The 12,679-nt window shown below is 45.4% G+C and carries 11 protein-coding genes; 4 read left to right on the top strand and 7 right to left on the bottom strand.

What is annotated here, in order from left to right; all coding sequences use genetic code 11:
* Positions 1–229 precede the first annotated feature (229 nt).
* From CRO74_RS22750 to CRO74_RS22730, 5 genes are all read right to left on the bottom strand, one after another.
* Positions 230–1,477 (bottom strand): hypothetical protein, encoded by a 1,248-nt coding sequence (locus CRO74_RS22750; RefSeq protein WP_097129226.1) that lies wholly within the window; start codon positions 1,475–1,477, stop codon positions 230–232.
* A 1,144-nt stretch (positions 1,478–2,621) separates the two neighbouring features.
* Positions 2,622–3,008, bottom strand: coding sequence for a hypothetical protein (locus tag CRO74_RS22745; protein WP_097129224.1), 387 nt, complete (start codon positions 3,006–3,008; stop codon positions 2,622–2,624).
* 68 nt (positions 3,009–3,076) lie between these two features.
* Positions 3,077–4,813, bottom strand: coding sequence for a beta strand repeat-containing protein (locus CRO74_RS22740; RefSeq protein WP_097129223.1), 1,737 nt, complete (start codon positions 4,811–4,813; stop codon positions 3,077–3,079).
* Positions 4,814–5,522: 709 nt separating this feature from the next.
* Positions 5,523–6,455 carry an RraA family protein gene (locus CRO74_RS22735; protein ID WP_179830279.1) on the bottom strand — a complete coding sequence of 311 codons (933 nt, stop codon included), beginning with the start codon at positions 6,453–6,455 and terminating at the stop codon, positions 5,523–5,525.
* Positions 6,456–6,553: 98 nt separating this feature from the next.
* Positions 6,554–7,492, bottom strand: a complete 939-nt coding sequence (locus CRO74_RS22730; protein ID WP_097129219.1) for an RraA family protein — start codon at positions 7,490–7,492, stop codon at positions 6,554–6,556.
* 288 nt (positions 7,493–7,780) lie between these two features.
* Between CRO74_RS22730 and CRO74_RS22725 the strand changes: the two genes are divergently transcribed.
* Positions 7,781–9,205 carry a mandelate racemase/muconate lactonizing enzyme family protein gene (locus CRO74_RS22725; protein ID WP_097129217.1) on the top strand — a complete coding sequence of 475 codons (1,425 nt, stop codon included), beginning with the start codon at positions 7,781–7,783 and terminating at the stop codon, positions 9,203–9,205.
* Between the two features lie 101 nt (positions 9,206–9,306).
* Here CRO74_RS22725 and CRO74_RS22720 read toward each other — a convergent pair whose 3' ends face one another.
* Positions 9,307–10,218: a TIGR01777 family oxidoreductase gene (locus tag CRO74_RS22720; RefSeq protein WP_097129215.1), complete on the bottom strand. Its 912-nt coding sequence runs from the start codon at positions 10,216–10,218 to the stop codon at positions 9,307–9,309.
* A 180-nt stretch (positions 10,219–10,398) separates the two neighbouring features.
* Here CRO74_RS22720 and CRO74_RS31700 point away from each other — a divergent pair, with 180 nt between their 5' ends.
* The 3 genes from CRO74_RS31700 to CRO74_RS22710 all read left to right on the top strand — a co-directional run bounded on the left by CRO74_RS31700 (position 10,399) and on the right by CRO74_RS22710 (position 11,837).
* Complete coding sequence (locus CRO74_RS31700) at positions 10,399–10,536, top strand: hypothetical protein (RefSeq protein ID WP_179830273.1); 138 nt, start codon at positions 10,399–10,401, stop codon at positions 10,534–10,536.
* 57 nt (positions 10,537–10,593) lie between these two features.
* Positions 10,594–11,124, top strand: coding sequence for an energy transducer TonB (locus CRO74_RS22715; protein ID WP_097129213.1), 531 nt, complete (start codon positions 10,594–10,596; stop codon positions 11,122–11,124).
* Positions 11,125–11,330: 206 nt separating this feature from the next.
* A complete protein-coding gene (locus tag CRO74_RS22710) occupies positions 11,331–11,837 on the top strand; it encodes a hypothetical protein (RefSeq protein ID WP_097129211.1) in 507 nt (168 codons plus the stop codon).
* A gap of 193 nt (positions 11,838–12,030) precedes the next feature.
* On the opposite strand, the gene CRO74_RS22705 is transcribed toward CRO74_RS22710, so the two are convergent.
* On the bottom strand, positions 12,031–12,585 hold the full coding sequence (locus CRO74_RS22705) for a hypothetical protein (RefSeq protein ID WP_097129210.1): 555 nt from the start codon (positions 12,583–12,585) through the stop codon (positions 12,031–12,033).
* Positions 12,586–12,679: the final 94 nt, after the last annotated feature.

The following is a 12,679-nucleotide window of genomic DNA, read 5'->3' as shown; positions in this document are numbered from 1 at the left end:
AAGTAAATACACTAGGAATCGATTAAGTGGTATATCATGTTAAAGGGTACTTAACTAGTTACTTATGAACCCTGTGGGGGGAGGGATGTCAACTAAAGTGTGGGTATCAGGTGACTGCTATTGATTGTAGCATTTTCTTTTCTCGAAAGTTCTCCTCTTAATCACACGTAAGCCGCTCCAGATAGAGCGGCTTACGTGTTAAACTGTACTCATGAATGCGAATGGCCCGTTAAGGGGCAACACCCGTTTGAACCACAGAAGCAGAATTGCCTGAACCGAACTGTGAAATGGTTGCGGTATTCGGCAGACCCGATTGGGTTACGCTCAGCATGTTCATACTTCCGCTCTGAACCAGAATGGCTGTCTGACTGTCATCGCTCTGAGATACCATTAATGTGTTGTCATCACCGATCTGCCGCAGCGTAGTCAGATTGGTGTTACCTGTTTGGGTAATGTCAATCGAGTTGCCTACGCCATACTGTGGAGGCAGAACATAGCCGCCATTGGCCAAAACCCGGTTATTATCTCCCGTCTGAACGGAGGTAAATGTGTTCTCACTACCACCATTACGGAAAACTCCCGATTTGTTGCTGTTACCCGTTTGGGTGATACTGGCCGTATTTCCACTGCTGAAGTAATCCTGAATCTGACCGTCGTTGCTGTTGCCTACCTGAATAATGGTGCTGTTATTCGTATTACCAATTTCCTGAATAAAGGCATTGTTCGAATTACCGGTCTGCGACATGAACGCTACGTTGTTATCGCCTAGCTGTTGAAGACCTACTGGACCCCCTCCGTTGTCATTATTGCCTATGACGTTGTTATTACCAGACTGAAAGACTTCTGCGTCGTTGCCGTTGCCGGTCTGAGTTGCCAGAAAGGTGTTCTCGGTACCTCCTGCCTGAGCCATTCTGATTACGTTGTCATTACCAGTCTGGTCAATCGTGGCTACGTTAAACGTACCATACTGTGGGGGTAATATATAAGCACTGGTAGCCAGAACCTGGTTACGATCACCGGTCTGCGTTGTTGTAAAGGTATTGTTCGAGCTGCTCGTCGTGTGGAACACACCTGATTTGTTATCATTACCAACCTGGGTAATGGTCGACGTATTCATGTTCGACGCCGAGAAGTCAATCGCCTGTCCATCGTTGCCATTGCCCGTCTGCGAGATAGTCGTTGTGTTCATATTACCCCGCTGATAAATGAAGCCGTTGTTGCTGTCTCCACTCTGAGTGATCGTACCGGCATTCGATGTTCCATTTTGCTGCAGCCCGCTTGTTCCAAGATTATTGTCGCTTTGGCCAATGGTATTGTTATTGCCAGTTTGGGTAATGGTACCGGTGTTTAAGTTGCCGGTTTGGATCGTACCTGCACTATTACCGTTACCTGACTGGGATAAGGATATAGTGTTTTGTGCAAAAGACGCTGTTGCCAATGCAAGCAGCGCAATACCTGATAAAATATACTTTTTCATGATTTGAGAGGTAATGGTTAAAATTAAGAATTGGTAAAGGTCTTAGCGCTCACGGCGTTGCATTTCGTAATAGTGCGGATCTCGTAAGGGGTTCGGTTTTAGGTATGAATTTGTCTGGGTTGAGGTTGTGGATAGATGAAAAGGTTGAGTTTATATGGTGAAAAATGATTTAAATTTGATTGTGTTGCGTAACAAAAGAACCAGGTGTGTTTAGCAACATAATCAGAAAAGAAACTGATGTTAGTAATGAAATTGGGACTCCGTAAATGACAATCGGACACTAGCTAAAATTACACGTGAGTGACTTTTTCAATCCATACGCTAATCAGTTTAACTCACTTAGCCAGGTATTTAAATTGCTTATTTTCGGGGGCCTCTATAAAGTAATTTTTTGATGGGTCAAAGCTAATAGCAACCTTAGTGAAAATCAATATTTCTTTGCGGTCCAGGGCCTAGGCTTAGAGATGATTATTCGCTTTTGTTAAATATTCAAATTAGAATATTATTAATGATGTCTATGTGTGCTATTGTTAATAAGTGTCTGACAATGAGTAAATAGTATTACTGATTCGACTATTTGTTCTTTTGTATAATAAGACTTTTCCGTGAAAAAATTTAATTTAAATCAATGAAATAGCCACTTTTTTTAATGCTTATATTTAGCGAATGGTAGTTATTTTTTCGGTTTGTTTTTTTAATGTAAAAATTGGAAACAAGGATATATGTATTGTTGAATTAAAAAATATTGGGTATCATAATTACTGTTTCTGTTGCCATTTTAGTTTCATTTTTTTTTAAACGTATATTTCTACTTTCGGTTTTAGTATAGATAATTTTATTTTTAGGTAATATATTTTTCAGGGAGCTATATTGTTTGCTTGTGCTTAGGCGCGATCGTTGATAAGTAATAAACGTAGACTAAATTTTTCTGATTTGTTTGTAGGTTTTACGGTTAGTGATTTTAGAAAGACAGGTATCTGCCAGGACATGACTTATTTAAAAAAGTTTGTTCAAGTGAGTGGATTTTTAGGTAGGTACTATCGAAACTAAAAACGTCATCCTATTGCAGATTTTCTCGTGCAATAGGATGACGTTATAAAAAAAGGTGTGGTAATTTACTATACCTATTATCTGATAACGGTCGCTATTTTTGTTTACTCTTCTTTCTTTCTTTCCTGTTGATTGAGGCTGGCCCTTGATAAACACTTATTGTATTGCCACCATTCGACTGGTTTATGATTGTTTCACCTGTACCTGACTGACTGGCGTCTACCGAATTTTGCGATCCGCTTGCATGCTGCGGGTCACTCCCCTGACTGATAGTGACCCTATTGCCGTTGCCCGACTGAGTAACGGTAGCCTGATTACCGTTACTCACCGCCGACTGGTTGATAACTGATGTATTTCCTGAACCCTGCTGCACAACAGTTACTTCATGAGCAGTGCCTTCCTGCGTGATGGTCGCTTTATTCTGAGCGCCTGCCGTTGCTCCACTCAGGGCGGCAAGTCCTACTAAAAAGAAGTTTTTCATAAAGAAAGGATCGTTTAAACGTGAGTCCTGGGGGCTTTCGGTCGTAAAATGACTCTAAATAGATAAAGCTAGTTGCCAATCATACTGATGCTTACCGTATTGCCGATACCAGTCTGCGCAACGGAAATGTTATGACCATTACCTATCTCCGAAAAGGTGATCGTATTGCCTGAGCCATTCTGCAGAATATTGGCAATATTGTCTGAACCAATCTGTGCTACGTTAGCGATGTTGCCACTGCTACCGGCTGCCTGCTCTATTGTCAGTCTGTTGTTTGTGCCTAACTGAAGAGCCGACGAGTTAAGGGATGCATCTGCATTGCGAACGATGTTGCCGTTACCGGTTTGTAAGATCGTCGCTACGTTTAAGTCGCCGGTTTGCTGCAAACGGGCCTGGTTTGAACTGCCCTCCTGATTTATGGTAGCCAGATTTGCATTCGAGTTCAAGGCTGAGGTTAAAATTCCCTGCACAATGGACGCAATGTTATCTCTCCCCCCGGCTATCAGGTTCTGACTGATGGTCGCTGAATTCCCGCCCAGTCCACCATCCGGCGCAGATTGTTGCTGTGTAATCGACGCCCTGTTGTTGCCATTGCTGAAAGCCCCCTGGTTGATCGTGGCGTTGTTGGCTATCGAGTTGATCGATTGGGTAATGGTGGCTATATCACTAACCCCGTTTTGATTAACGGTTGCCGTGTTGAAGGCGCTTAAATCCCTTTGAAAAATAAATGCCTGATTCAGTGAATTGGACTGGCTAACGTTTGCTGCGTTATTGTAGCTATCGCCCTGCCCATTCTTGTTTGAATCGGCACTTAGCTGACGAATATCCGTTTTATTGCCGCTTCCGGTTTGGTTAACCGCCACCGTGTTATTGTAGCTGCTAAAAATATCATCGCCGTCCTGATTGATATAAGCCGTATGTTGACCCGCAACGGATTGGTTTATAACCGTAGAGTTGTTCTGGGAGTGGTTGCTTTGGCTTACACTGGCAATGGATCCTAAGACTCCTGACTGACTAATGGTAACGTCGTTCCCCAACTCACCAATACCACCACTGAAATTGTTCTGAAAAACTCGCGCAATATTAGACGCTCGGTTGATTTGAGTTATGGTAGTCTCGTTGCCCGACGAACTCCCAAGAGCTCCTCCGTTTTGTTCAACAATGGCCGTTGCATTAAACGCGCTGGCACCCAGGTTAACGGGAAACCCTTGTCTTATCGTAGCAATGTTGTTGTCTGAATTGTTTGACTGACTGATGCTCAGTGTATTATTATTGCCGACTTGGTTCGTCGTGGCCGAGTTTTTTGTAGAGCCATTAGTTTGATTAACAGTTGCTGTTTGGGCAGCTCCTGTATTCTCCTGGCGCATAGCGACCTGGTTGGCTATCGAATTGTCGTTCTGATTGACGGTTATTTGTTGATTGAACCCTCTCTGGAACGTTGTTACCACATTGCCATCTCCGCCAGAACCAGCATTGTTGTTTTTCTGGTTGATCGTTGACAGGTTGCCAACCCCTTCCTGCTCGATAGTCGCCGAGCCATATCTCGTCCCTAACTGATTAATGGTGGCCTGGTTTTTCTCCGAGAATGACGTAGCCGATTTCTGAATGGTTCTGGCAACGTTACCGACGTTGGCAATGTTGTTGGCTGATGTCTGTACAATAGTTGATATTAAGGCTTTACCCTTCTGCATAACCTCTGCACTTTGCTGACTACCAGATTGAGTAATCGTTGAGGTATTATTCTGGGCAAAGCATGCTGCTGCCAGAGCTAGAATAGCTGTACCGGTGAGGATAATTTTTTTCATGATATGATGGGAATACAAAACCTATGAAAAAACCGATATATACACTTTCTGAAAACAGGTTTGTGAGACCCCTATTTACGAGCGTGTATATACTTATATCAGTTACTTTGGCGTTACAAAACGTCGTTATTTGCTGATGCATCAAAGGTATAGGCAAGTTGTAAAAAAGCAATAACTATTTTGTTTTCTATTAAATTTATTCGTATACAAAATTTTGATTATTTATTTCTTTATTAAGCGTTCATATTTTAGTTGGTGTCAAGGCTATTCTATTGAAAATCAACCTATAATAGTTTGGTATAAGTATGAAAAAACATTTTCTCATATAAACTCAGAGTTTATGTTTTTTGCACTTTTGGGAAGTAAAATCATTTTTTACTATAAAAATTTAGTGAGCGGTATCTTGGCAAGATATATGATTTAAAATATAAAGAATTGGTAATAAATAATTTTATGGTTTAGGTAGTAAAGTTAGAAAAGTAAGTAAATAGCATTAGTAAAAAGATATAAATCCGATCCTTAATTTCCGCTAACAAACGGTGTAAAAATTGTATTCTGGCGGCTAATTCACGCGTTTATCAAATGGCTTTTTATACTTAATAAGAGGTAACTAATCCATTTAATCTATAATTAGTTTTATGTAAAAAGTAAAAGACTATAGAACAAAACAGCCTCCTTAAACTAAGAAGGCTGTACTGCCAAACGAAAGCTACCACGTTCGTTTACTCATTACTTTGTCCAGGTCTGGTCTGGTCATGGTGCCTAGCTCCGGGTGTTTGCCAAGCCAGGCAAGGAAGTTCGTCTTTATTTCGTCCGTCCATTGGCTGTCAATCTGACCGGTTGTGTAACGCCCTGACTTTACCATCTCGAACCCAAACTGATCCTTGCGGGTTACGAATTCCGCTGTGCTGATCACTTGTTCGGCCATATGGGCCGGTACGAATAGTACGCCTTCTCGCTGCGCAATGACCAAATCGCCGGGTAGCACCATTACGTTGCCAATCCGGATGGGGGCATTCAGGCCCATCAGGACCATTTCTTCCAGAAAAGACGGGTGAAAATCGCGCACAAACGCATTGAAGCCTTTTATACTCTGTAGCTCCTGAAGGTCTCTGGCTGCTCCGTTAAATACAACGCCGTTGCCCGTTTTGCTGAAAATAGCATTGCCCAGCGTAGCACCCATGAGTGTGCCCCCGCCAATTTTACCGAAGGCATCGGCTACGTAAACATCTCCTTTGCTGAGTACTTCAATGGGCCAGGTGTTGGTGTTGCCTTTGCGGCCCTGTTTGGTGATGCCCCGATCTTTAATGAGCTTTTCAACATCTGGCCGACTTGGCATGTAAACCGCCGTAACGGCCCGACCGGTTACGGGTACATCATTATGAATCAGTTTCCAGTTGCCCTCAAACTGGTTAACATAGCCTTCGTTTTTAAGCACCGTCCAGGCGTCGTCAATGCCTATGTATTTAGCCCGTTCGAGCAAGCCATCCGGAATTTTGGGCCGTCCATCCGGAAATCGCTCTCCTTTCCACTCGGACGTTAAAAACATCAGCTCATCTTTCGGTATAGTCTGGGCCTGTAAAGCGCTACTAAAGCAGAAACTTACAACAAACGTCAATAAAACGGCAATTCTGAAGCTCATCATTTTTGTGAATTAATGGTAAAAAGGTTTAGAGAGGAGTAGCCGGATTTTGGGCACAAAATCCGGCTACTCCTCTCTAAACATAAGTACAATTACAATCAGTGGCCTTCTTTAGCCAGATAACTGTCAATATCTTTCTGGGTGATAGCCAGCTTCTTTGGGTACTTACCAACCCAGGTTCTAAATTCTCCTTTGATTTTATCTGACCAATCGCCGTGAATTTCGCCGGATGGGTATTTGCCCTGCTGAAGCAGCACCCGTTCGAACTCGTCGCGCAGAGCGGTCATTTCCGAGGCCGATACCAGTCCTTCAACCAGGTGGGCCGGGATAAACACGGTTCCGTATTCATTGGCAAATACGGCATCGCCGGGCAGCACCGTTACGTCGCCAATGCGAATGGGCGCATTGATGGAGGTTGGCGTCATGTCTTTAATGTATGAGGGGTCATGACCTTTTACCCAGGCATTGAACCCTTTCGTATCCTTCAACTCCTGCATGTCGCGTACGGACCCGTAAAAGATAACGCCTTTACCGGTTTTGCCGTAAATAGCGTTGCCCAAACTGGACCCGATCAGCGTTCCATCTTTAATCTTACCGAAGCCATCGGCCACGTAAATGTCTCCTTTCGTCAATATGTCGATGGGCCAGATGTTTATCCCGCCTTTTTGGGAGCGGCCTTCGGCCTTCCCCTGTGCGCGGACCAAACTGTCGAGGTCGGGCCGCATGGGCATGAATTGAGCCGTAACGGCGCGGCCTGTCATGGTTTCGCCGGGCTTGAGGATAATCCAGTTTTTTTCCACCTGATTCCGGTAGCCTTTCTTGCCCAGATAGCCCCAGATTTGCTCCAGCGTACAATTGGCCAGACGTTCCATGACAATATCCGGGATCTTCGGACGGCCATCCGCCAAACGCTCGCCTTTCCAGTCGGCAGTTAAGGCTTTAACGTATTCGGGCGAAGAGCCCACCCGTTGGGCTCTGGCGGCAAGGCCACCCGAAAGAGTGATAATCGATAAGAGTAAAAGTGTTCTTTTTATCATTGCTTTAATGTCGTACTGACTGTTTGGTAAGGGTTTTACAGGAAGTTTAGGGACGTAAATGGCTCTGTTACAAGGCGAGTCTTAAGAGTTCATAGGTAAACGTAGGTTTTAAGGTAATTCTCCTCGAAAAGCCGATCGCATAAGTAAAATACTGGCATTTGCCTACTTATATGATGACAGAACACTAGACTAAGCCAGGCTAATCGTTTACCGCTTTTTTGCAGTGCAGGTTGGCTTAAAACTAAAATCTGTGTTAACCAGACATAAACCCTATCGTCTTTTTTCGCCATGAAAAACATCTTCTCCCGACTGACAGCCTCGGGAAAATCTTCCGACCGACGTGACTTTCTGCGGAATGCCGGTTTAGGTGGCCTTTCGCTTGGTTTAGCGTTCGATGGTCAGCACGACCAGGAAATGGAATTTATTACCCAGAAAGTAAGCCGCGATTCCAAACCATCGGACTTGCGAATTACCGACATGCGGGTTGCCGTACTGAATGGTGTGCCTTTCAGCAGTCCAATTATTCGGATCGACACCAACCAGGGTCTCGTGGGCTGGGGTGAGGTTCGCGATGGAGCCAGCGCCAACTATGCGCTGATGCTCAAAAGCCGGTTGCTGGGTAAAAACCCCTGCAACGTAGAGCAGATTTTCAAGCAGATCAAGCAGTTTGGCGGTCAGAGCCGGGCGGCAGGTGGCGTTTGTGGCGTTGAGATGGCCCTATGGGATTTGGCTGGTAAAGCGTATAACGTACCCGCGTATCAACTGCTCGGTGGTAAATACCGCGACTTTATCCGGTTGTATGCCGATACGCCGGAATCCAACACCTACGAAGGCTTTGCCGAAAACATGAAGAAGCGCCGGGATCAGGGGTACACTTTCCTGAAAATGGACTTCGGTATCGGTATGCTGGCCGATCAGCCCGGCATGCTTGTCAACGCCAGTAACTGGAGCGTTAAGCAGCAGTGGAACGACCGGGAGTCGGGTAAACTAGGCAATTACGCCAATACGAAACACCCGTTCACCCGTATTCAGGTCACGAAAAAAGGACTCGACCGGCTGGTAGAGCACGTAGGTAAAGTGCGGGATATTGTGGGTTACGATATGCCACTGGCTGCCGATCACTTCGGCCACTTCGATGTGAACACCGCCATTCAGATTGGTAAGGCGATGGAGCCGTTCCGTCTGGCCTGGCTGGAAGACCTGGTCCCCTGGTTCTACACCGACCAATGGAAGCAAATTACTGACGCCATTGAAACGCCAACGCTGACGGGCGAAGATATCTACCTGAAAGAAGGATTTATCAAACTCATCGACGCTAAAGCCATCGACATGATTCACCCCGATCTGGCCAGCTCGGGCGGTCTGCTGGAAACCAAAAAAATAGGCGATTATGCCGAAGAGAAAGGAATTCCGATGGCCATGCACTTTGCAGGATCGCCCATTTCGATGATGGCAAACATCCACTGCGCAGCTGCTACCGAGAACTTTGTCGCCCTCGAACACCACGGCGTCGACGTAGCGGGTTGGGAAGATCTGGTAACCGGCATGAAGCCCATCGTTGAAAAAGGCTTCGTAAAAGTCCCCGATAAGCCGGGCTTGGGCGTTGAACTGAACGAAGACGCAGCCAAGAAATTCCTCAAGAAAGGAGCGACCTGGTTTGCCCCAACCGATACCTGGAATACGAAAGACTCCGCCGACCGGGAGTGGAGTTAATAATATAAGATGTAAGACGTACCTATGGGCTTTAGCCCGTGTCTAAGCTGGCTCATAGTTAAGAAAAAGACACGGGCTAAAGCCCATGGGTACGTCTTACGTCATTCCAACAGGTTCTCCAATGCCCTGGTCAGATCGCTGTATTGATACTGAAAATCGGTTTCGTCGGTGATGCGCTTGTTGAGCACGTAGTTGCCGCCCGTTACGACGATGGCCATTTCGCCGTACATCAACTTTATGGCAAAGGCCGGAATGTTGGGCAGTAATATTGGCCGGTGCAGTACCTGAGCAATGGCCCGTGTTAGGGCTTCGTTGGTGACGGGCATAGGTGCCACCGCATTATAAACGCCCTGCCATTTTGTATTTGACAGCCCCTCGATAAACAACCGACACATATCGTCGAGGTGGATCCACGAGATATACTGCTGCCCTGACCCGATGGGAGCTCCGGCTCCCAACCGAATGGGCTGGACTAACTTGGGCAGTGCTCCGCCCCCGGCCATAAGCACAACGCCAATCCGGAATTTTACCGTTCGAATCCCCAGAGTAGCGACCTGCTCTTCCGACCGTTCCCAGGCACGTACCACCTGAGCCAGAAAGTCAGAACCACCCTCACTGGTCTCTGTCAGTGGCCGGTCGTCCGTATTGCCGCCATAATACCCAATAGCCGAAGCGCCCATAAACGATTTGACGTGATGCGGATTAGCTTTCAAGGCCTGTACCAGCAAATCTGTCGATTGTGTACGGCTGCTCAGAATGGCCTCTTTACGCTGGTCAGTCCAGCGCTCATCAGCAATCCCTTCACCGGCAAGGTGAATAATATGATCGGCGGTGGCGATGGCCTGCGGGTCGATGTGCCCTTTCCGTATATCCCATTGATAGACCCGAACATCGGGTATAGATTTGGGTGATCGGCTCAGCAAAGCTACCTGATAGCCCGCCTGTTGAAGCAATCGGGTTAGGCGACGGCCAATGAAGCCGGTACCGCCTGTTATTAAAACTGTTTCGCTCATGTGTGATTCAATAAGTGGGTGGGTAAAGATACATAACACACAAAATGGCCGAGTGTTCGCTGGTGTAAAGTGATGCTTGAGGAGGTATCACGCTAGCCGAATCAATAGCTAATTAGCTTTTAAGTCCTTATGTTTGGTTAACACAACGTTTGATTAGACAACAGCCTCGACCTTAAAATAATGAACACGGCCCGACAACCCCAACCGCTTCCCGGTGATTATTACGGAGTGGTGTACAAAGGCAGTCTTATTCTGCCAGTCTTGTTTGTCATTATTTTTGCCGTAGCCTTGTGGTGGTTTCTAAAGAAACGTAAGTAAACAACGTAACTCATTATAAATGAGGTTAATAGGTTGTTTGTGCTTAACCCCTCAATCATGAAAACTCTTTGTTCAATACTAGTTGCCTTTCTGTTAACCGGACTGGAAGCGAACGCTCAGATTACAGGGTATGCTCTTGATGAAGATCCTGTTTTTACGGCTACCGTTGCTCAACATCTTCATTATCCTGCAACAGCCATTAGGGGAAGCGTTTATGGTAGATTCTATGTAAAATTCTCCATCGACTCGACAGGTAGCCTCCAAAATATAGCTGTTTTGTACCCACAGATTAGTCCCAAGATTGCAAAAAGCCTTGGCTTTGAGTATGAATTAATCAACAGCTTGAGGCAAGTACCCCGGCTAACTTCTCGTTACAGAGGGAGTTATATTTTGCCGGTCGCCTTCGTTTACATAAATTATAATGAGGACAGTAAGCCACGAGTGCCCACGAATACTTTGCCCGAAAAGTATTTAGATAACAGCCTTATTTTAAACGAAGTAAAAGTCGTGGGTCGCAGTGATATGTATAGAAGCCTAAGACCATTGAGTGGAAACGCACCTGCGAGTAGACAAGTAGTTTTGTTTTAATAACAGGAGTTGTTTTAAATGGCTTTTTAAGCCATCCGTAGCCATTAATTAACCGAATTGTAGTTGTACATACGCTATCAATCTCTGCTCAAACCTTCATCGGGCGACTGCTGTATGTTTTGCTCATGTCACGTATACAGCAACAAAAGTATGTTATTCATAAGGTATGAGGCTTAAGTTAGTGTAACATCACTTATACAACAGAAATGGAAAATCAGATTCTGTTTACTGAGAAACAATACTTTCGCCAATTTCTGGTCATTGGCTTACTAGCATTTGTCAACTTATTTTTCGCGGTTGGCTTTATTCAGCAAATTCTCTTGGGCCATCCTTTTGGGACTAAATCCGCTCCCGATGCCGTTTTAATTTTATTTCTGATCGGGGCTTGGCTACTGACCTATTTCACGTTAAAGGCTAATCTAACAACGACAATCAGTAGCGAGGGAGTTTCTTATCAATTTACCCCCTTTCAGCGACAGCCTAAATTGATTGCCTGGCATGAAATGAAAACCTGTTATATCAGAAAGTATAGTCCTCTGAAAGAATATGGGGGGTGGGGTTATCGAAACTATCCTAAAAATAGTGCTTACACGACTTCAGGCGTTGAGGGTATTCAGGTGGTGCTCAAAAGTGGCGATTTCATTTTGATAGGCACCAATAAGAGTACTCAGGCTCGAGCAGTTATCAATTCAATCTATGAGGTTACGAATTAGCCTTTTTCAAGAAATCTGTCTTTTATAGATCGGCTTGACTTCTAACTTCATTCCATCAACATAAAATGAGTTATAGGGCGAGTCTGGGGATGGTGATAACTTACTATTAGACAGCTTGTTGTGCTTTTCGTTGGTGAAGGTTTTCTGACTCAACTTGCAGATTTATAAATGTTGCCCTCAGGCGTCATAAATCTCACACCAGCCACTCTTTGGGCAAGCTCAGTTGCCGGGCGTAATGTGCTGAAGCGGTCGTATTGACCCAGTTGAGCAGTTTGTTAATCTCGTCGACAAATTCGACGTAGTAATCCGGATCGAGTTTTACGGCTTTCTTGAGCACCTGTTCGGTTCGTTTGGCCACGTATTCGGCGGCTTTGTCGGTGCGGGAGTTGTACTTCTGGAGCAGGTGGGCGTTGTGATCGTAAAAGGTATTGAGCATGTACAGCATCAGTTCCACCTCGCCGTATTTGTCTTTCGTGACTTTCAAATGGCGGCTGATGTACCCGCTCGCGGTACGCATATCCATCATCAGCCAGCCGGGTGTATCCGCGTGAAGTCTGGCTGTACGGTCGATAAAGTCGCGGATGAGGCCCCGTCGTTCGTCGATGGTTTTGCCTTCTTCAACCAGTTCGAACTGAAGCCGCTCGGTGAGTACGGCGTCTTTCGTGATTAGGCGCAGCAGTAATTTATCTTTCTCCGCGCCCGGCATCCGGACAATGGCTTTCTTAAGTTCAGAATCGAGAGCAGGCATTTTTTTTAATGATGAATGAGTGAATTTTGAATGAGTGAATGGCTTCTCGGCCTGCTAAGTTATGAGGTTACAGGCACACATGGTGATTTCGGCC

Origin of the sequence: Spirosoma fluviale, from assembly GCF_900230225.1 — a bacterium.
Lineage (GTDB): Bacteria > Bacteroidota > Bacteroidia > Cytophagales > Spirosomataceae > Spirosoma > Spirosoma fluviale.
Note: the sequence above shows the minus strand (reverse complement) of the source record. Positions and strands in the feature narration are given on the sequence as shown.